This window comes from Bacillus sp. FSL R5-0523 (assembly GCF_037975295.1).
Classification (GTDB): domain Bacteria; phylum Bacillota; class Bacilli; order Bacillales; family Bacillaceae; genus Bacillus; species Bacillus subtilis.
In genome coordinates this window covers 4,045,180-4,065,437 of the sequence record NZ_CP150251.1, presented here as the reverse complement: position 1 = coordinate 4,065,437, position 20,258 = coordinate 4,045,180, and the positions used below count along the sequence as shown (strand labels likewise).

At 42.6% G+C, this 20,258-nt stretch carries 23 protein-coding genes; 21 read left to right on the top strand and 2 right to left on the bottom strand.

Annotated features, from left to right (window positions below; genetic code table 11):
• Positions 1–626: 626 nt before the first annotated feature.
• The 8 genes from rpmH to noc all read left to right on the top strand — a co-directional run bounded on the left by rpmH (position 627) and on the right by noc (position 8,119).
• Positions 627–761, top strand: coding sequence for a 50S ribosomal protein L34 (rpmH, locus tag NYE53_RS20865; RefSeq protein WP_003178075.1), 135 nt, complete (start codon positions 627–629; stop codon positions 759–761).
• A gap of 151 nt (positions 762–912) precedes the next feature.
• Positions 913–1,263 carry a ribonuclease P protein component gene (rnpA, locus tag NYE53_RS20860; RefSeq protein ID WP_003242628.1) on the top strand — a complete coding sequence of 117 codons (351 nt, stop codon included), beginning with the start codon at positions 913–915 and terminating at the stop codon, positions 1,261–1,263.
• Between the two features lie 144 nt (positions 1,264–1,407).
• Complete coding sequence (spoIIIJ, locus tag NYE53_RS20855) at positions 1,408–2,193, top strand: YidC family membrane integrase SpoIIIJ (protein ID WP_010886648.1); 786 nt, start codon at positions 1,408–1,410, stop codon at positions 2,191–2,193.
• The gene (gene jag, locus NYE53_RS20850) at positions 2,190–2,816 is read left to right on the top strand and encodes an RNA-binding cell elongation regulator Jag/EloR (protein ID WP_339246666.1); all 627 of its coding nucleotides are present in this window, start codon (positions 2,190–2,192) and stop codon (positions 2,814–2,816) included. Before spoIIIJ ends, jag begins: the two co-directional genes overlap by 4 nt.
• Positions 2,817–3,126: 310 nt before the next feature.
• Positions 3,127–4,506, top strand: coding sequence for a tRNA uridine-5-carboxymethylaminomethyl(34) synthesis GTPase MnmE (gene mnmE / locus NYE53_RS20845; RefSeq protein ID WP_119900071.1), 1,380 nt, complete (start codon positions 3,127–3,129; stop codon positions 4,504–4,506).
• A gap of 20 nt (positions 4,507–4,526) precedes the next feature.
• Positions 4,527–6,413 (top strand): tRNA uridine-5-carboxymethylaminomethyl(34) synthesis enzyme MnmG, encoded by a 1,887-nt coding sequence (gene mnmG, locus NYE53_RS20840; RefSeq protein ID WP_003226825.1) that lies wholly within the window; start codon positions 4,527–4,529, stop codon positions 6,411–6,413.
• A gap of 13 nt (positions 6,414–6,426) precedes the next feature.
• On the top strand, positions 6,427–7,146 hold the full coding sequence (gene rsmG / locus NYE53_RS20835) for a 16S rRNA (guanine(527)-N(7))-methyltransferase RsmG (protein ID WP_015250777.1): 720 nt from the start codon (positions 6,427–6,429) through the stop codon (positions 7,144–7,146).
• Positions 7,147–7,267: 121 nt separating this feature from the next.
• A complete protein-coding gene (gene noc / locus NYE53_RS20830; RefSeq protein ID WP_003226829.1) occupies positions 7,268–8,119 on the top strand; it encodes a nucleoid occlusion protein in 852 nt (283 codons plus the stop codon).
• Between the two features lie 50 nt (positions 8,120–8,169).
• Here noc and NYE53_RS20825 read toward each other — a convergent pair whose 3' ends face one another.
• Complete coding sequence (locus tag NYE53_RS20825) at positions 8,170–8,610, bottom strand: PH domain-containing protein (RefSeq protein ID WP_339246665.1); 441 nt, start codon at positions 8,608–8,610, stop codon at positions 8,170–8,172.
• Between the two features lie 247 nt (positions 8,611–8,857).
• On the opposite strand from NYE53_RS20825, the gene soj reads away from it, so the two are divergent.
• Positions 8,858–9,619 carry a sporulation initiation inhibitor protein Soj gene (gene soj / locus NYE53_RS20820; RefSeq protein ID WP_003219244.1) on the top strand — a complete coding sequence of 254 codons (762 nt, stop codon included), beginning with the start codon at positions 8,858–8,860 and terminating at the stop codon, positions 9,617–9,619.
• Positions 9,612–10,460: a stage 0 sporulation protein Spo0J gene (gene spo0J, locus NYE53_RS20815; RefSeq protein WP_003226832.1), complete on the top strand. Its 849-nt coding sequence runs from the start codon at positions 9,612–9,614 to the stop codon at positions 10,458–10,460. The genes soj and spo0J overlap by 8 nt, the downstream gene beginning before the upstream one ends.
• A gap of 38 nt (positions 10,461–10,498) precedes the next feature.
• Here the strand turns inward: spo0J and yyaC are convergent, their stop codons facing one another.
• A complete protein-coding gene (gene yyaC, locus NYE53_RS20810) occupies positions 10,499–11,116 on the bottom strand; it encodes a spore protease YyaC (protein ID WP_003226834.1) in 618 nt (205 codons plus the stop codon).
• A gap of 460 nt (positions 11,117–11,576) precedes the next feature.
• On the opposite strand from yyaC, the gene NYE53_RS20805 reads away from it, so the two are divergent.
• The 11 genes from NYE53_RS20805 to NYE53_RS20755 all read left to right on the top strand — a co-directional run bounded on the left by NYE53_RS20805 (position 11,577) and on the right by NYE53_RS20755 (position 20,236).
• A complete protein-coding gene (locus NYE53_RS20805) occupies positions 11,577–12,593 on the top strand; it encodes a hypothetical protein (RefSeq protein ID WP_339246664.1) in 1,017 nt (338 codons plus the stop codon).
• A gap of 93 nt (positions 12,594–12,686) precedes the next feature.
• Complete coding sequence (locus NYE53_RS20800) at positions 12,687–12,893, top strand: DUF951 family protein (RefSeq protein ID WP_003226838.1); 207 nt, start codon at positions 12,687–12,689, stop codon at positions 12,891–12,893.
• 50 nt (positions 12,894–12,943) lie between these two features.
• Positions 12,944–14,947 carry a molybdopterin-dependent oxidoreductase gene (locus NYE53_RS20795; RefSeq protein ID WP_339246662.1) on the top strand — a complete coding sequence of 668 codons (2,004 nt, stop codon included), beginning with the start codon at positions 12,944–12,946 and terminating at the stop codon, positions 14,945–14,947.
• A 126-nt stretch (positions 14,948–15,073) separates the two neighbouring features.
• Positions 15,074–16,174, top strand: coding sequence for a redox-regulated ATPase YchF (gene ychF, locus NYE53_RS20790; protein WP_003242727.1), 1,101 nt, complete (start codon positions 15,074–15,076; stop codon positions 16,172–16,174).
• Between the two features lie 110 nt (positions 16,175–16,284).
• The gene (rpsF, locus tag NYE53_RS20785; RefSeq protein ID WP_003244064.1) at positions 16,285–16,572 is read left to right on the top strand and encodes a 30S ribosomal protein S6; all 288 of its coding nucleotides are present in this window, start codon (positions 16,285–16,287) and stop codon (positions 16,570–16,572) included.
• 40 nt (positions 16,573–16,612) lie between these two features.
• Complete coding sequence (ssbA, locus tag NYE53_RS20780; protein ID WP_003219228.1) at positions 16,613–17,131, top strand: single-stranded DNA-binding protein SsbA; 519 nt, start codon at positions 16,613–16,615, stop codon at positions 17,129–17,131.
• Positions 17,132–17,174: 43 nt separating this feature from the next.
• The gene (rpsR, locus tag NYE53_RS20775) at positions 17,175–17,414 is read left to right on the top strand and encodes a 30S ribosomal protein S18 (protein WP_003219224.1); all 240 of its coding nucleotides are present in this window, start codon (positions 17,175–17,177) and stop codon (positions 17,412–17,414) included.
• Positions 17,415–17,478: 64 nt separating this feature from the next.
• Positions 17,479–18,237, top strand: a complete 759-nt coding sequence (gene xth / locus NYE53_RS20770) for an exodeoxyribonuclease III (RefSeq protein WP_339246659.1) — start codon at positions 17,479–17,481, stop codon at positions 18,235–18,237.
• A 57-nt stretch (positions 18,238–18,294) separates the two neighbouring features.
• Positions 18,295–19,230 carry a transcriptional regulator CcpB gene (gene ccpB / locus NYE53_RS20765; protein WP_339246656.1) on the top strand — a complete coding sequence of 312 codons (936 nt, stop codon included), beginning with the start codon at positions 18,295–18,297 and terminating at the stop codon, positions 19,228–19,230.
• 55 nt (positions 19,231–19,285) lie between these two features.
• On the top strand, positions 19,286–19,666 hold the full coding sequence (locus NYE53_RS20760) for a VOC family protein (protein WP_264240162.1): 381 nt from the start codon (positions 19,286–19,288) through the stop codon (positions 19,664–19,666).
• A gap of 15 nt (positions 19,667–19,681) precedes the next feature.
• A complete protein-coding gene (locus NYE53_RS20755) occupies positions 19,682–20,236 on the top strand; it encodes a sugar O-acetyltransferase (RefSeq protein WP_208556170.1) in 555 nt (184 codons plus the stop codon).
• Positions 20,237–20,258: the final 22 nt, after the last annotated feature.

The following is a 20,258-nucleotide window of genomic DNA, read 5'->3' as shown; positions in this document are numbered from 1 at the left end:
CTTCCGGCACGTCCCTCCTTTTCTTAGAAAATGGCGTCTTTCTCTGTTATAGAACACAAAAAAAGAGCAAATGGCGCTTACCATTCGTACACATTAAATGTTGAAAACATATAATATAGTAGATAAATAGCTTTTCGACAAATTTCACAACTTGTGGACAACCTTCTACACAAGCTGTGTGAAATCAATCCACAACTTATCCACACTTTGTGGATAAAGAGGAAAGGTAGGATTAGTAATCAAGAGTTAAAACACAAATATAATACCAAAATAAACGAGAGCTTGCAATGGTTGTCACAATCTTATCCACAAAGCGGACAACCTGTTGAAAAAACCTTGTCCACAGGGGTTGGTAATGTGAAAATGTTGTCGATAACCTCTGTGGATACTAAAAAAAGCCGAAAAAGATATCCACATGCGTGATTTTAGGGGCAAATTGTTTGGATTTGTCTTTTTTCCGTAAAATTAAGGAATCTAAAAAATAAGGTTTCGAAAGTTGAAAAGGTATGGTATCCTATTATGGTTGCAAGAAATAAAAGCACTAGTGAAGTTGACAATGAATAGGTAACGCAAATATAATAAGTAAGACTGTCTTTAACAGCTATTCCTCGAGGGAGGTGTCATAAATGAAAAGAACATTCCAACCGAATAACCGTAAACGCAGCAAAGTTCATGGCTTCAGAAGCCGTATGAGTTCAAAAAACGGTCGTCTAGTTTTAGCACGCCGTCGCCGCAAAGGCAGAAAAGTATTATCAGCTTAGGCCACTGAATAATGTCAGTGGTCTTTTTTCACGTTATGGGAAAAGATAGATGTGATGTGTAATGAACCGGGGCATGCTTCCTGGTTCAGATGCATCTCATGTTCATAATAAATTTTAAAAGTTTCTGCCAGCCAGTATCGGAGTGAGTCATTTGAAGAAGCGAAATCGTTTAAAGAAAAATGAAGATTTTCAAAAAGTGTTTAAACATGGGACATCAGTTGCAAACCGCCAGTTTGTCTTATATACGCTTGATCAGCCTGAAAATGATGAACTGCGTGTCGGGCTTTCCGTCAGCAAAAAAATTGGCAATGCTGTGATGCGAAATCGGATCAAACGTTTGATTCGGCAGGCCTTTCTTGAAGAGAAAGAGAGACTGAAGGAAAAGGATTACATCATTATTGCCAGAAAACCGGCGAGCCAGCTGACATATGAGGAAACGAAAAAAAGTCTGCAGCATCTATTCAGAAAGTCTTCATTATATAAGAAATCTTCGTCAAAGTAGGCATCACCACTGCTTTCTTACAACTTTTAAAAGCGCTTCCTTTCTGGTTGATCAGAAAAAGACACCATTTAAAACTGAAAGATGCTAAAATACATACAAGTATGCTTTGCAATAAAAGAGTGTAAAGATTAATTATAGGAGGAAATGTTGTTGAAAAGGAGAATAGGGTTGCTATTAAGTATGGTTGGCGTATTCATGCTTTTGGCTGGATGCTCGAGTGTGAAAGAGCCGATCACTGCAGATAGTCCGCATTTCTGGGACAAGTACGTAGTATATCCATTGTCTGAGCTCATTACGTATGTAGCGAAATTGACGGGAGATAACTACGGGCTTTCAATTATTCTAGTTACCATTTTAATTCGTTTATTAATTTTACCGCTGATGATTAAGCAGCTGAGAAGTTCGAAAGCGATGCAGGCTTTACAGCCGGAAATGCAAAAGCTTAAAGAAAAATACAGCTCAAAGGATCAAAAAACGCAGCAAAAGCTTCAGCAGGAAACAATGGCTTTATTCCAAAAGCATGGTGTCAATCCATTGGCGGGATGTTTCCCGATTTTGATCCAGATGCCGATTTTAATTGGATTCTATCATGCGATCATGAGAACCCAGGCGATTTCAGAGCATAGCTTCTTATGGTTTGACTTAGGAGAAAAAGATCCTTACTATATTCTTCCTATCGTTGCCGGTGTCGCTACATTTGTTCAGCAAAAACTGATGATGGCGGGCAATGCGCAGCAAAATCCGCAAATGGCGATGATGCTTTGGATTATGCCAATTATGATTATCGTATTTGCGATCAACTTCCCGGCGGCTCTTTCTCTTTATTGGGTAGTCGGTAACTTGTTTATGATTGCGCAAACTTTCCTCATTAAAGGACCTGATATTAAAAAAAATCCTGAGCCGCAAAAAGCCGGAGGAAAGAAAAAGTGAGGAATGTGACTGCTGCAGGGCGAAATGTCGATGAAGCAGTACAGTCCGGATTGCAAGAGCTGGGATTAACGAAGGATAAGGTAGAAATTACTGTTATTGAAGAGGGAAACAAAGGGTTTCTCGGTATTTTCGGTAAAAAGCCTGCGATCGTAAAGCTGGTTGAAAAGATTGATCCGATTCAGCAAGCGAAGTTATATCTTCAAACGATTGCCGAAGCCATTGCCGGGAAGTCTGATGTGACTGTTCAAGAAAGCAAAAAGACAGTGAGATATCATATAACAGGTGAAAAGGCAGCATTGTTGATTGGGAAAAGAGGACAAACCTTAAACGCCCTTGAAACTTTGACACAGCTTGTCCTTAACCGTTATCCAGGCCAATATAAAAATGTGACGGTGGATGCAGAAAACTATCGTTTGAAAAGAAAAGAAACACTGAGCCAGCTGGCCATCAAGCTTGCTGACCAGGTTTTGAAAACGAAAAAATCCATCCAGCTTGAGCCCATGCCGTCCAGCGAAAGAAAAATTATTCACGATACTCTTTCTGGATATGCAAACCACCAGATCAAAACATATTCAATGGGTGAAGGCGAAAATCGTCATCTCGTTATTTCCCATAAAAGATAGCATAAAACCGAAGTCCGATAAAAATTGGATTTCGGTTTTTTTGTATCCGAAAAATCCACTTTTCCTAGTAATATCAAGGTTTTGCCGTTTAAGTTTTTTCTTTTTAGGTGTATCCTGTTGATAAAAAGGAAGTTCAGGAAATAAAATTAATTGTTATTCACATGTGGATAAGTTAAAGTAATAAGGGACGAATTTCTATTTCTGTGGATAACAAATCTTCCACTTCGAACCAAACTATGTTATCTTTTAGTTTTGGCATAATAAAAATTTTTTTATATAGATGAAGTATAAGTAAAGAGAGGTGAACAACATGGATACAATTGCGGCAATTTCCACACCGATGGGAGAAGGCGCGATTGCGATTGTACGGTTGAGCGGACCAGAAGCCATTCAAATCGCAGATAGAATTTATAAGGGACCGAAGGGGAAAACACTCAGCTCGGTCGAATCACATACGATTCATTATGGTCATATCGTAGACAGACCTTCGGATCGTGTCGTTGAGGAAGTAATGGTATCAGTGTTAAAAGCGCCGAGAACTTTTACACGAGAAGATGTCATCGAGATTAACTGTCACGGGGGAATTGTGACTGTGAACCAAGTGCTTCAGCTTGCATTGAGAGAGGGAGCGAGACTGGCAGAGCCTGGTGAATTTACGAAACGTGCGTTTTTAAACGGCCGAATCGATCTTTCACAGGCGGAAGCGGTTATGGACTTAATCAGAGCGAAAACGGACCGGGCAATGAACGTTGCTATGAATCAAATGGAAGGGCGTCTTTCTGCTTTGGTGCGCCGTTTGCGCAGTGAGATTTTAGAAACACTGGCCCATGTTGAGGTGAATATTGATTATCCGGAGTATGATGATGTAGAGGAAATGACGCATCAGATTTTAGTCGAAAAGGCAACCGCCGTGAAAAAGGAAATTGAGACGCTGCTGAGGACTTCTGAGCAAGGAAAAATCTTACGTGAAGGTCTTTCTACCGTCATTATCGGCCGGCCAAACGTAGGAAAATCATCTCTTCTGAACAGCCTCGTTCATGAGGCAAAAGCCATTGTAACCGATATTCCCGGAACGACACGGGATGTGATTGAGGAATACGTGAATGTAAGGGGCGTCCCGCTTCGTCTGGTTGATACAGCAGGTATTCGTGAAACAGAGGATATTGTTGAGCGAATCGGTGTTGAACGTTCTCGCCAGGTTCTAAAGGAAGCGGACCTGATTTTACTTGTGCTTAATTATAGTGAAGAGCTTTCTGAAGAAGACGTGAAGCTTTTTGAAGCCGTTGAGGGCATGGATGTTATCGTGATTTTGAATAAGACTGACCTTGAGGCGAAGATTGACACTGAACGTGTCCGTGAGCTTGCCAATGGACGTCCAGTTGTTACGACTTCTCTTTTAAAAGAGGAAGGCATTAATGATCTGGAAGAAGCGATTCAATCGCTGTTCTACACGGGTGCCATTGAAAGCGGTGATCTGACTTATGTCAGCAACACACGTCACATCTCTATTTTACAGCAAGCAAAACGCGCCATTGAAGATGCGCTTAGCGGCATCGAACAGGATGTCCCGATCGACATGGTGCAAATTGACCTTACAAGATGCTGGGAGCTTTTAGGGGAAATCATTGGAGATTCTGTCCACGAAAGCTTAATTGATCAGCTCTTTTCTCAATTCTGTTTAGGAAAATAATTAAAGGAGGAACTAGAATCATGGGGTATGAAGCAGGCCAATACGATGTGATTGTGATTGGCGCCGGGCATGCCGGTGTTGAGGCTGCCCTCGCATCTGCACGCCAAGGCGCCAAAACGCTTGTCTTGACCATCAACCTAGATATGGTTGCATTTATGCCATGTAATCCGTCTGTCGGCGGCCCCGCAAAAGGGATTGTCGTCCGCGAAATTGACGCGCTCGGCGGAGAAATGGGAAGAAACATCGATAAAACACATATTCAAATGAGAATGCTGAATACAGGAAAAGGTCCTGCGGTTCGTGCTTTGCGTGCGCAAGCAGACAAATTCCAATATCAGCACGAAATGAAAAATACGCTTGAAAAAGAACCAAACTTAACATTGCTGCAAGGAATTGTGGAGCGGCTGATCGTTGAAGACGGCGAATGCCGAGGCGTTATTACACAAACAGGCGCACATTATCGTGCGAAAGCAGTTGTCATGACGACAGGGACATATTTAAGAGGACGTATCATTCTTGGCGATCTGTCTTACTCAAGCGGCCCGAATAACCAGCAGCCTTCTATTAAGCTTTCTGAGCATTTGGAGGAACTTGGTTTTGACCTTGTTCGTTTTAAAACAGGTACGCCGCCTCGCGTTAAAAGCGACACGATTGATTACAGCAAAACGGAAATTCAGCCTGGTGACGATGTGCCTCGCGCTTTCTCATATGAAACAGTGGAATATATCACAGATCAGCTCCCTTGCTGGCTGACATATACAAGCCCTGAGACACATGAGATTATTGACAGCAACCTGCACCGTTCACCGATGTATTCCGGTATGATCAAAGGTACGGGCCCAAGATACTGCCCATCCATTGAAGATAAAGTTGTCCGTTTTAATGATAAACCGCGTCACCAAATCTTCCTTGAGCCGGAAGGCAGAAATACACAGGAAGTCTATGTCCAAGGTTTATCTACAAGTCTTCCAGAAGACGTACAGCAAAGAATGCTTGCAACGATTCCTGGACTTGAAAACGTGCAAATGATGAGAGCCGGCTATGCGATCGAGTATGATGCAATCGTACCGACACAGCTCTGGCCGACACTTGAAACAAAAAAAATCACAAACCTTTACACTGCAGGCCAAATTAACGGAACATCCGGTTATGAAGAAGCTGCGGGACAAGGCATTATGGCAGGAATCAATGCAGGACGAAAAGCGCTTGGAAAAGAAGAAGTGATTTTAAGCCGTTCTGACGCTTACATTGGTGTTCTGATTGATGACCTTGTGACAAAAGGAACCAATGAGCCATATCGTCTTTTGACATCACGTGCGGAATACAGATTGCTTCTTCGCCATGACAATGCTGATTTGCGTCTGACAGAAATCGGACACCGCATTGGATTGATTTCTGATGAGCGCTATGCGGCTTTTGAGAAGAAAAAAGCGGCGATCGAAGCGGAGAAAAAACGTCTTCATTCTGTAATTATCAAGCCGTCTCCGGAAAATCAAGAATATATCCGTTCTCTTGGCGGAAGCGAATTGAAAGACGGAGTTCGCGGCACAGACTTGATGAAGCGTCCTGAAATGAACTATGAAACAGTCACAAAACTGGCGCCGCCAGAAGTGCCGGTTCCTCAAGACGTGGCAGAACAAGTAGAAATCCAAGTGAAATATGAAGGATATATTGAAAAATCTCTTCAGCAAGTGGAAAAACTGAAGAAGATGGAAAATAAAAAAATTCCAGATCGAATTGATTATGATGCAATTAAGGGGATTGCGACCGAGGCGCGTCAAAAACTGAAAAATGTACGGCCTTTGTCTGTTGCCCAAGCTTCCCGCATTTCCGGTGTAAACCCGGCGGACATTTCAATTCTATTGGTGTATTTAGAGCAGGGACGCATTGCGAAGATAGCCGAATAGAAAGGATGACGGCATGAATATTGAAGAATTCACTTCTGGTTTGGCGGAAAAAGGGATCTCCCTTTCTCCCCGTCAGCTGGAGCAATTTGAGCTGTATTACGACATGCTGGTTGAATGGAACGAAAAAATCAATCTGACTTCAATAACAGAGAAAAAAGAAGTGTATTTAAAGCATTTTTATGATTCCATTACAGCTGCTTTTTATGTCGACTTCAATCAGGTGAACACGATTTGTGATGTTGGAGCGGGAGCGGGTTTTCCAAGTCTGCCGATAAAAATATGCTTTCCGCACCTCAATGTCACAATCGTGGATTCACTGAATAAACGGATCACGTTTTTAGAAAAGTTATCTGAGGCTTTGCAATTGGAGAATACAACATTCTGCCATGACAGAGCTGAAACGTTCGGGCAACGGAAAGACGTACGTGAAAGCTATGATATTGTGACGGCGCGAGCAGTTGCGAGATTATCTGTTTTGAGTGAGCTTTGCTTGCCTCTGGTGAAGAAAAACGGTTTATTTGTTGCTTTAAAAGCCGCATCAGCTGAAGAAGAACTGAATGCAGGCAAAAAAGCAATCACGACGCTTGGAGGAGAACTTGAGAATATCCATTCTTTTAAGCTGCCTATTGAAGAAAGCGATCGTAATATTATGGTGATACGCAAAATAAAAAATACACCTAAGAAGTATCCAAGAAAACCGGGAACTCCTAATAAATCGCCAATTGAAGGGTAATTTAGACAGCCTGATATGACAATACCATCATATTTTCATCAAAATTGATGGATGTACAGCAGGAAAAACCATGAGAAAATAGAATTATAAAAATGGCAGTTTTTAAAGGTGGTGTAGGTACATGAAGCATTCATTCTCTCGTTTCTTCGGGCTTGGTGAGAAGGAACAGGAGCCGGAGATTGCTGAACATGATACAAACAAAGAAGAGATTCTGGAAATACCGGTAAATGCTATCGTTCCCAACCGTTTTCAGCCACGCACCATTTTCTCAGATGAAAAAATCAAAGAGTTAGCAATGACCATTCATACACACGGCATTATTCAGCCGATTGTTGTTAGGCATACAGAAGAAGAAGGCCAATACGAACTCATTGCAGGTGAAAGACGCTGGAGAGCGGTGCAATCGCTTGAGTGGGAAAAGATTCCGGCAATTATTAAGGATTTTTCCGACACGGAAACCGCTTCTGTGGCGTTAATCGAAAACTTGCAGCGGGAAGAACTGTCTTCTATTGAGGAAGCGCATGCTTATGCTAGGCTGCTTGAGCTGCATGATTTAACACAGGAGGCACTCGCACAGCGCTTAGGAAAAGGGCAGTCTACAATCGCGAATAAGCTTCGGTTATTAAAGCTGCCTCAGCCAGTCCAAGAGGCGATTATGGAGAAGAAAATCACCGAGCGCCATGCCAGAGCACTGATTCCGCTGAAACAGCCTGAGCTCCAAGTCACACTGCTCACAGAGATTATTGAGAAAAGTTTAAATGTAAAGCAGACGGAAGACCGCGTGGTGAAAATGCTGGAGCAAGGCCAGAGAAAGCCAAAGCCGAGACGCAAAGCATTCAGCAGAGATACAAGAATTGCGATGAACACGATTCGCCAGTCACTATCAATGGTGGAAGACAGCGGTGTAAAATTGAATACGGAAGAAGAAGAATTTGAAGAATATATTCAATTAACGATTCGCATACCAAAATAGAAGCTCTCCTGAAAAGCAGGAGAGCTTTTTATATTTTTAATAAAAGGTAATCACTTACTTTTAGTGAATATTATTATATTAGAATTATTTTCTTTGAGCTTGTGGATAAATTCTTCAGATTTTTGCGGTGAAATCACTGCATGTCCCCATCCCCCCTGATAATATATTGTGATGGCATGGCGAGAGCCGATCAGACGAAAACCGGACCACAGTTTCTTTTTTTGAACGACTTTATCGATGTTTTCATAAGGAATTTGATGTTTGATCAATCCGGCTTTAATGATCAGATGGTGTTCCTTCAATACATATTTCAGGTCAATAAAGCTCCAAATGATGAGTCCATTTAAAAGAGTCAGCAGAATCAAAATGATCCAGCCGGAAACTCTCATATTTCCCAGCACAAAAGGCACAATGGCATCTGCTTGTATCAGTAATATGAGAAACACAAGCATCAGCGTAACGGGTACATCTCTCTTCGTTTGATAAACCATTTTCTCACCATCCTGTTTCCACGTTCTGTACTGTGACTTCTTCTTTTTTTCTTTAAGAAATTCCTTTTTTAAGTCAAAAAAACATAGAAATTGCAGAATTTATAGGAGAAAGCATAAAGCGTGCTTGAATTTTCAATTATTTCCCTTCTGATTCGGAACAAAATGATGAAAAAAATGAAACGCTTTAATCTTTTTTTGATAGAATAGAAGCAAGATAGTACATGTTCATGTGAAAGTAGGTGACATCGTGGGAAAAATCATAGCAATTACGAACCAAAAAGGCGGGGTCGGCAAAACAACGACGTCTGTCAACCTTGGGGCATGTTTGGCTTACATAGGGAAAAGGGTTCTGCTGGTAGATATTGATCCGCAGGGAAATGCGACAAGCGGATTAGGGATTGAAAAAGCCGATGTAGAGCAGTGTGTGTACGATATTTTAGTAGATGATGCAGATGTAATAGATATTATTAAAGCAACGACAGTAGAGAACTTGGATGTGATTCCTGCAACGATTCAGCTTGCAGGGGCTGAGATCGAGCTGGTTCCTACAATATCAAGAGAAGTGAGATTGAAGAGAGCGCTTGAAGCAGTAAAGCAAAATTATGATTATATTATCATTGATTGTCCGCCGTCATTGGGCTTGCTGACGATTAACGCCCTTACAGCCTCGGATTCCGTTGTGATTCCTGTACAGTGCGAATATTATGCCTTGGAGGGTCTCAGCCAGTTATTAAATACAGTACGTCTTGTGCAAAAGCATTTGAATACTGATTTAATGATTGAAGGTGTATTGCTGACAATGCTTGATGCCCGGACAAACCTTGGCATTCAAGTGATTGAAGAGGTTAAAAAGTATTTTAGGGATAAAGTATATAAGACAGTTATTCCGCGTAATGTCCGTCTGAGTGAGGCACCGAGTCACGGAAAACCCATCATTTTATACGATCCGCGGTCAAGAGGTGCGGAAGTATATTTAGATTTAGCAAAGGAAGTGGCTGCGAATGGCTAAAGGCCTTGGAAAAGGGATTAATGCGTTATTTAATCAGGTAGATTTGTCTGAAGAGACAGTTGAAGAAATTAAAATTGCCGATTTACGCCCTAATCCTTATCAGCCAAGAAAACACTTTGATGACGAGGCATTAGCTGAACTAAAAGAATCTGTGCTGCAGCATGGCATTCTTCAGCCGCTTATCGTCAGAAAATCTTTAAAAGGCTATGATATTGTTGCGGGTGAACGGCGTTTTCGAGCGGCAAAGCTGGCAGGTTTAGATACAGTTCCGGCCATTGTCCGTGAATTATCAGAGGCGTTAATGAGGGAAATTGCTTTATTAGAAAACCTTCAGCGTGAAGATTTATCTCCGCTTGAAGAGGCTCAGGCATATGACTCCTTGTTGAAACACTTAGATCTCACACAAGAGCAGCTTGCCAAACGTCTTGGGAAAAGCAGACCGCATATTGCGAATCATTTAAGACTGCTGACACTGCCAGAAAATATTCAGCAGCTTATTGCCGAAGGTACGCTTTCTATGGGACATGGACGCACGCTTCTTGGCTTAAAAAACAAAAATAAGCTTGAACCGCTGGTACAAAAAGTGATTGCGGAGCAGCTCAATGTTCGCCAGCTTGAGCAGCTGATTCAGCAGTTGAATCAGAATGTTCCACGTGAAACAAAGAAAAAAGAACCTGTGAAAGATGCGGTTCTAAAAGAACGAGAATCCTATCTCCAAAATTATTTTGGAACAACAGTTAATATTAAAAGACAGAAGAAAAAAGGCAAAATCGAAATTGAATTTTTCTCTAATGAAGACCTTGACCGGATTTTAGAGCTTTTGTCTGAACGAGAATCGTAAATGAAGAAACCATCTTTCAAACGAAGATGGTTTTTGTTTTATATGCGCCCAGTGAGCCTTTGCAGCGGGTTAATGCGTTCTTGCCTCCACTCTGTCCGATCTGTTAAACTCAAACCTTCCGCTAGAACATTTGCCATATTCATGACCAAGTTGAGTCTAGTATTTTGCAATACAAAATATTCCATAAAACCGCTCACATTCACGATTCCGTTAATATGAAGATCTCCCACTTCAGGAAGGTCTTTTTGTACACCGGCTCCGGGCTTTAATGGCCCGTCCCCGATTTGAAATGAACCCACACTCTTAACGCGGCCTAAGCATGCATCGACTGCTATAACAAATGGGTTTTTATGTAATTTATGAATGTCATTGATTTTATCCTTCATGTTCACAGCATGGACGGGGTCAGATAAGGTTCCGTAGACATGGAATCTGGTGAGCTGCATCTGTTTGAGTTTCATTCCTACGAGCGGGCCTAATGAGTCACCGGTTGAACGGTCTGTTCCGATACAAACCACGACAATTGGTTTGCCGGCAGCTTTACGTAAGGATGAAGAAAGGATGGTTTGGATTTGTTTTGCCGCTGCAGCATCTGTATGTGAAACATATTGCTTTACTCGTTCCTGAGAGGAAAAAAGCCCGCCTTTTCGATTCATGGGTTTCACTTCCTTGTTATAGTAGGTAACAGAATTGCTATGGTGTGTGTAGTTATGTAAGGTTGTTTACAGTATATCCAGCAGTATGATTTTTTATGCTTTGTGTATGGCGCCGGAGATTTTAAAAAAGTAGAGGGCATGATATGAATGGTTAGTGGGCGATTACAAGTATTGTCCCCCATTGCCTCGATCATGATCAAGCAATGGTCTGCTTATGAAACACTTGAATAGGTAGGAATGGTTAGAAAAAAGTGAAGAGTGATGTTCACTTCTTCATTCTGCGGACAAACAAATAAATATCTCTTTTTAGACTGCCGTATTAGCAGTCTTTTTTTATGTGTATTTCGTATGATAATTTCAACTTGTGTTCAAATGTCTATGAAAATATGGCATGTTTGCTTTCCTTTATTTATATAGTAACAATAACGGGAACAAGCTGAACTTTGTCTATGAGGTGATAGTGTTGTGGAGAGCCGGAATGAAGTGGATGCTGCTCATATTAGGGAGCCTGATCGGGGCCGGATATGCGAGCGGTCAGGAGATATGGCAGTTTTTTGGGGCGGAAAGCGGACTTGCTATTGTGCTGTTTACAATTATGTTCATTTTCTCGTCTTATATTGTGATGAAAATCAGTTTTAAAGTTCAATCCACTCATTTTCTGCCTGTTCTGGAGCATTTAATGGGGCCATGGCTGGCGAAAATTTATGATGTCCTCATCATTTTTTATTTGTTTTCGACGACTATGGTGATGATTGCTGGAGGCGGTGTGACCCTGCAAATGTACAAGCTTCCTTTCTGGTGGGGAATCACGCTGATTTGCATCGTGACAGTGTGTTTGTTTTTGTGGGATGTGAAAGGAATATTATCTATAAATAGTATTTTGATTCCTGTGTTAGTAGCGGGGCTTTTATATGCGCTGATCTCCTTTCAGAGCACACATCACCATACGTGGACGATTGATTTGTCCCAGCAGTATAACTGGCCTGCGAGCATTACGTTTACCTCTTTAAACATCCTTTCAGTTGTTGCGATTTTATCCTCTGTTGGGAAAGAGATGAAAGGGCTCGGCGAAGCAAAAATCGCAAGTGTGGCAAGCGGGCTTATTTTTGGCGTGATCTCATTTGTTTATAATGAAACGTTGGTGGAGCTGGCGGGCTCCCTTTCTCAGTTTGAAATACCGCTGTTTGCCGTTCTGGAGGGTGCGCCTTCTTTCCTTTTTTTATGTATGACGGCGGTGCTGTGCCTGGCGATTTACACGACGACGGTAGCTGGTTTGCTGGGGCTGTCCAGCCGGCTGATGGCGTTTATTCATATGCCTAGATGGATGATTGTGTTGATTTTGTTAGTGTTAATGGTACCTTTTACTTCTTTCGGATTTTCTGATTTGATCGCGTTCTTGTATCCGATATATGGGATGCTCAATTTGTATTTGTTAGTTTGTCTGCTCTTATATCCTATTTTGAGTAAATGGAAATAAGAGGATGTATTTCTTTTCGGGTATCTTGATTGCTCTTATGATCAGTTTTTTTGTACAATAGATACAGCAGTTTAGGAAAAGAGGTGAAGGGTCTTGGCGGATAAAGACTTTGGCCTGAATGATATCGTAGAAATGAAAAAACCGCATCCATGCGGAGCGAACAGCTGGAAAATTATACGCATGGGAATGGATATTCGAATTAAGTGTGAGGGATGCTCTCACAGTGTTATGATTCCGAGAAGAGAATTTGAAAGAAAACTAAAAAAAGTACTAGTCAAGCATGAGGAGCCTACTTCATAAATAGGCCGACACTCATGCTTTTTCATATAGAAGGTAAGGAGAAGACGGCGATGAGCAAAGTGCATCAGTCGGCATGTCCGCTGAATTGTTGGGACAGCTGCGGCTTTTTGGTGACTGTTGATGATGGAAAGGTAACAAAAGTGGACGGAGATCCAAACCATCCGATTACGGAAGGTAAAATCTGCGGCCGCGGCAGAATGCTTGAGACAAAAACAAATTCGCCTGATCGGCTTCGCTATCCAATGAAAAAACAAAATGGCGAGTTTGTGCGGATTTCTTGGGAGCAGGCACTTGATGAAATTGCCGATAAACTTCGGGAAATCAAGGAAACGTCGGAGACGACTGCTGTTTTGCACAGCCATGATTATGCGAATAACGGTCTGTTAAAAGCGCTTGATCAGCGTTTTTTTAATGGATATGGCGGCGTGACCGAAATCGTTGGAAGCATATGCTGGGGCTCCGGCATCGAGGCGCAAGGCTGGGATTTTGGCCGTTCGTACGGTCACGGACCGCTTGATATTTACAACAGCAAGCATGTTGTTGTGTGGGGAAGAAATGTATCAAGAACAAATATGCACTTATACCATCACTTGCAGCAGGTGAAAAAGAAGGGCGCCACGATTACGGTGATTGATCCGATCTTCAACCCGACTGCTAAGCTTGCTGACCGCTATATCTCTGTAAAGCCTGGAATGGACGGCTGGCTTGCGGCAGCCGTTTTGAAGGTTCTGATTGAGACGGGAAGAACGGATGAAACGTTTATTTCTGAGCATTCTGTTGGTTTTGACGATGTGAAAGAGCTTTTGAAGACCGTTTCTCTGGAAGAGTTTATTGTGAAAACAGAAACTTCTATGGAGGAGCTGGAGTATTTGGCCGGTTTGTATGCTGATGGTCCGGTGTCTACTTTTATGGGGCTTGGCATGCAGCGATATAAAAACGGCGGGGGAACGATTCGTTGGATTGATGCACTTGTTGCGGCAAGCGGAAATGTAGGAATTAAGGGCGGCGGCGCGAATTTCGGAAATGTCCAGATTGGTGAGAGCTTTGCAAAAACAAAGCTGACGCTGCCGGAATTAAAAACAACATCCCGTTCTTTTTCAATGATGACACAGGCTGAAGAAGTGTTGACCGCTGCTGATCCTGCGATTGAGATGATTATTGTGACGTGCGGAAATCCGCTGACTCAGGTGCCGAATACAAATAAGGTGAGACAAGCTTTTGAAAAGGTTCCAATGACGGTCGCGATTGATTCCATTATGACGGATACCGCAAAGCTGTGTGATTATGTTTTGCCGACTGCCACTGTTTTTGAAGAAGAAGATATCTACTATTCCAGTATGTATCATCATTATGTTCAGTACGGGAAGAAGCTTGTGGAGCCGCAGGGTGAAGCGAAGTCGGACAGCTGGATCTGGTCAGAGCTTGCAAAACGTCTTGGGTTTGGCGAGCTGTTTGAATACAGCACTCAAGAATTTTTAGAGATGGGGCTTTCTTCATTGGAAGCAGAGGATGTGACACTTGAGCGTTTAAAAGAAAAAGGCCACCTCCCTCTTCCAGTAAAATCGGTGCCGTGGGATGATTATCAGTTTTTGACGCCGAGTGGAAAATTTGAATTTACTTCGTCGCTAGCTGAGCAAAAAGGATTTAGCGGCTCGCTTCAATTAAATGTGCCCGAAGAATCTGTTTTCCATAATGAGGAGTTAGCTGAAAAGTACCCTTATACGCTGTTATCCATTCATCCGCAGCGTTCCAACCATTCACAGCATGTGCCGTTTATTGAAAAGCTTCAGCACGTTCAGGTCGATATTTCTCCAGATATAGCGGCTGAGCAGAATCTTCAGGATGGAGACGAAGTTGTCATCTTTAATGACCGCGGACGCTTGAAGGGCAAGGTGAAAGTGATGAAGCAGGCTCATGCGAAGACGATTAATATAGATGAAGGCATGTGGGCGGCTTTTGGAGGGTCAGTCAATGCACTGACAAATGATACAAATTCTGATAATGGAATGGGAAGTACGCTTTTTGACTGTTTAGTAGGCTTGAAAAAAGCATAATCAAAGGGATTGGCAGGCTGAAAATGCTTTTTTGTCAGCTTGTCTTTTCCAGTGAACCTCCTTATAATTGCTCTAGGTTCAAAATACGTTCATACAATGACGGTTTTATATAGAGGAGATGAAAGAATGGCTTTAACAGCTGGAATTGTTGGTTTGCCGAACGTCGGAAAATCAACACTATTTAACGCAATTACACAGGCCGGTGCCGAATCAGCCAACTACCCGTTCTGTACAATTGATCCGAACGTGGGAATTGTAGAGGTGCCGGATGATCGTCTGCAAAAGCTGACTGAGCTGGTCAACCCGAAGAAGACTGTGCCGACTGCTTTTGAATTCACTGATATTGCAGGGATTGTAAAGGGCGCATCTAAAGGAGAAGGACTCGGCAACAAGTTCCTATCTCATATTCGCCAAGTTGACGCGATTTGCCACGTTGTCCGTGCTTTTTCCGATGACAACATTACACACGTTTCCGGAAAGGTTGATCCGATTGATGACATTGAAACGATCAACCTTGAGCTGATCCTCGCTGATATGGAAACGGTTGAAAAGCGGATTACACGCGTCAGCAAGCTTGCGAAGCAAAAAGATAAAGACGCTGTATTTGAGTTTGAGATTTTATCTAAACTGAAAGAAGCGTTTGAGAGTGAAAAGCCTGCTCGATCTGTAGAATTCACTGAAGAGCAGCAAAAGCTTGTGAAGCAGCTCCATTTACTGACTTCGAAGCCTATTTTGTACGTGGCCAACGTAAGTGAAGATGAAGTTGCTGATCCATCTGGCAATGAAAATGTAGCGAAGATTCGCGAGTACGCTGCCGGCGAAAACGCAGAAGTTATCGTTGTGTGTGCAAAAATCGAATCTGAAATCGCTGAGCTTGAAGGCGAAGAAAAGCAAATGTTCTTGGAAGAGCTGGGCATTCAAGAATCAGGTCTTGATCAGCTGATCAAAGCGTCTTACTCTCTTCTCGGCCTCGCAACATATTTCACAGCCGGAGAACAGGAAGTCAGAGCTTGGACATTCAAAAAAGGCATGAAAGCCCCTGAGTGTGCAGGAATTATTCATAGTGACTTTGAGCGGGGCTTCATTCGTGCTGAGACAGTTGCTTATGAGGATCTTCTTGCGGGCGGCGGTATGGCAGGAGCTAAAGAGGCAGGAAAAGTCCGCCTTGAAGGGAAAGAATATGTGGTCCAAGACGGAGATGTTATTCATTTCCGATTTAATGTATAGGATGCAGTTGTAAAGGGACAAGAGCTTTGGTATAATATAAAATTGTGAGTAATAGAATTATTGCTCCTTGCCCATTATGGGCCGCTTAGTCCAAAAGGAGGTGCAAACAGATGAGAAAGTACGAAGTTATGTACATTATCCGCCCAAACATTGACGAAGAGTCTAAAAAAGCAGTTATCGAGCGTTTCAACAACGTTCTGACTTCTAACGGTGCGGAGATCACTGGAACAAAGGATTGGGGTAAACGTCGTCTTGCTTACGAAATCAACGATTTCCGCGACGGTTTCTACCAAATCGTAAACGTTCAATCTGACGCTGCGGCAGTTCAAGAATTTGACCGTCTAGCTAAGATCAGTGACGATATCATTCGCCACATTGTTGTTAAAGAAGAAGAATAAGCAATTTTGAAATATATAATGGTAAAAGGTGGTCTTTCTTATGCTTAACCGAGTTGTATTAGTCGGAAGACTGACAAAAGACCCAGAGCTTCGTTATACGCCAAACGGTGCGGCTGTTGCTACGTTTACTCTTGCTGTGAATCGTACATTTACGAACCAGTCCGGAGAACGTGAGGCCGATTTCATTAATTGTGTCACTTGGAGAAGACAAGCCGAAAACGTTGCAAACTTCTTGAAAAAAGGAAGCCTTGCAGGCGTAGATGGCCGTTTACAAACAAGAAACTATGAAAACCAGCAAGGACAGCGTGTCTTCGTGACAGAGGTCCAAGCTGAAAGTGTTCAATTTCTTGAGCCGAAAAACGGCGGCGGTTCTGGTTCAGGTGGATACAACGAAGGAAACAGCGGCGGAGGCCAGTACTTTGGCGGAGGCCAAAATGATAATCCATTTGGGGGAAATCAAAACAACCAGAGACGCAATCAGGGGAACAGCTTTAATGATGACCCATTTGCCAACGACGGCAAACCGATTGACATCTCGGATGATGATCTTCCATTCTAATGTGATTATCGCCTAAAATGAAAAAGAAAGGAGGGAAATGACAATGGCAGGAGGACGCAGAGGCGGTCGTGCGAAACGCCGTAAAGTGTGTTATTTCACTTCTAACGGTATCACGCACATCGACTACAAAGATGTAGATCTTCTTAAAAAGTTTGTTTCTGAGCGCGGTAAAATTTTACCACGTCGTGTAACTGGAACAAACGCTAAATACCAACGTAAATTGACTGCAGCGATCAAACGCGCACGTCAAATGGCTTTACTTCCATACGTAAGCGGTGAGTAAGCTGATACGTAAAGAGCAAGGACCTTCGGGTTCTTGCTCTTTTTTATAGGGGGGAGGATGAAACATGAAGTTGATTTCATGGAATGTAAACGGCCTGCGGGCTGTGATGAGAAAAATGGATTTCCTCTCTTATTTGAAAGAAGAGGATGCAGATATTATATGTCTTCAGGAAACGAAGATACAGGACGGCCAGGTTGATCTCCAGCCTGAAGGCTATCATGTGTACTGGAATTATGCAGTGAAAAAAGGATATTCCGGCACAGCTGTTTTTTCTAAGCAAGAACCGCTGCAGGTCATCTACGGTATCGGAGTAGAAGAGCATGACCAAGAAGGCAGAGTGATTACGCTGGAATTTGAAAACGTGTTTGTGATGACTGTTTACACGCCCAATTCCAGAAGGGGGTTAGAGCGGATTGATTACCGCATGAAATGGGAAGAGGCTTTACTGTCTTATATTCTTGAATTGGATCAGAAAAAACCAGTGATTTTATGCGGTGATTTGAATGTAGCCCATCAGGAGATTGATTTGAAAAATCCAAAGGCGAACCGGAATAACGCTGGATTTTCAGATCAAGAAAGAGGGGCATTCACTCGTTTCTTAGAAGCTGGCTTTGTTGACTCTTTCCGTCATGTTTATCCTGATCTTGAAGGCGCTTATTCCTGGTGGTCGTATCGTGCCGGCGCCCGGGACAGAAATATCGGATGGCGGATTGATTATTTTGTTGTTTCTGAAAGCCTTAAGGAACAGATTGAAGATGCCAGCATATCAGCGGACGTCATGGGTTCCGACCATTGTCCTGTTGAACTTATCATCAATATATGATGAGATAGCAGTAAGGATTTTACACTTACTGCTTTTTTATATGAAAAGGAGAAAGAGATGGCAAATATAAAAGAGATCGCAAGACTGGCAAATGTATCTGTTTCGACTGTCTCGCGTGTATTGAATCATCATCCGTATGTATCTGAAGAAAAGAGAAAGCTTGTTCATCAAGTCATGAAGGAATTGGATTATACACCAAATCGAACCGCAATCGATCTCATTCGCGGGAAAACCCATACAGTTGGTGTGATTCTGCCTTATAGCGATCATCCCTGCTTTGATAAAATCGTTAACGGAATCACCAAGGCGGCTTTTCAGCATGAGTATGCAACGACCCTTCTCCCCACCAATTATAACCCCGATATTGAAATCAAATATTTAGAGCTGTTAAGAACGAAGAAAATAGACGGTCTCATCATTACTTCCCGCGCCAATCATTGGGACAGCATTTTAGCTTATCAGGAATATGGGCCGGTCATCGCTTGTGAGGATACCGGAGACATTGATGTCCCTTGTGCTTTTAATGACAGAAAAACTGCTTATGCAGAGAGCTTTCGCTATTTAAAGAGCCGCGGGCATGAGAATATTGCTTTTACGTGTGTCAGAGAAGCTGATAGGAGCCCGAGCACGGCTGATAAAGCTGCGGCCTATAAAGCTATCTGCGGAAGGTTGGAAGACCGCCATATGCTGTCCGGATGCAACGATATGAATGATGGTGAGCTGGCAGCCGAACATTTTTATATGAGCGGGCGGGTTCCGACTGCTATTTATGCAAATAGTGATGAAGTGGCAGCTGGAATTCATCTATTTGCCAAAAAGAATAATTGGGATGTTGAAATCATAGGCGAGGGGAATACTTCTATCAGCCGTGTTCTTGGTTTTCCGTCGCTTGATTTGAACCTTGAGCAGCTCGGCATCGCAGCATTTTCTCTATTTTTGCAGGATGAACCCGCTGATATCAAAATTCAGCATAAATTTAAGAAAAAAGCTTGAACTGAAATGCATTTCATACCTTATAACTTCATTGAAGGCGAAGGAGGAGGAAGAAATGCAGATTGAACATACAGCAGTCTGGGTCAATGATTTAGAGCGAATGAAGTCTTTTTATGAAACGTATTTTAATGGCGAAGCGAATGATTTGTATCATAATGAGAAAAAAGATTTTAAGTCTTATTTTATTACGTTTGGTTCTGGAGCAAGGCTGGAGATTATGAAAAAAGGGAATGTGACCGATCCGCCCTCACAAACAATGACAGGCTGGGCACATATTGCCTTTTCCGTTGGGAGCCGGGAGAAAGTTGACGAACTGACTGATCGATTGAAGGCGGATGGTTTCGCAGTAGTAAACGGCCCGAGGACAACAGGAGACGGCTACTATGAAAGTGTGATTGAGGATGATGAAGGAAATTTGATCGAGATTACAATCTGACATGGAGTGACTTAAATGCTGAGGACAGAAAAAGAAAAAATGGCAGCCGGAGAATTATACAATTCGGAAGATCAACAACTATTACTAGAACGCAAGCATGCGAGACAGCTGATTAGACAATATAACGAAACACCGGAAGATGATGCAGTGCGGACGGAGCTTTTGAAGGAGCTGCTCGGTTCGGTTGGGGATCAAGTCACGATTTTGCCGACATTCCGCTGTGATTATGGCTATCACATTCATATCGGAGATCATACATTTGTTAATTTTGACTGTGTCATTTTAGATGTGTGTGAGGTGCGTATCGGCCGTCATTGTTTGATTGCGCCAGGTGTACATATCTACACGGCCGGTCATCCTCTTGATCCGATCGAAAGGAAATCCGGGAAGGAGTTCGGTAAGCCTGTGACAATTGGAGATCAAGTTTGGATTGGAGGCCGGGCGGTGATTAACCCGGGAGTGACAATTGGTGATAACGCAGTGATTGCGTCTGGATCTGTTGTCACTAAGGATGTACCCGCTAATAGTGTTGTAGGCGGAAACCCCGCAAGGATTTTGAAGCAATTGTAATGAGATCAGTGCGGCAGATCCG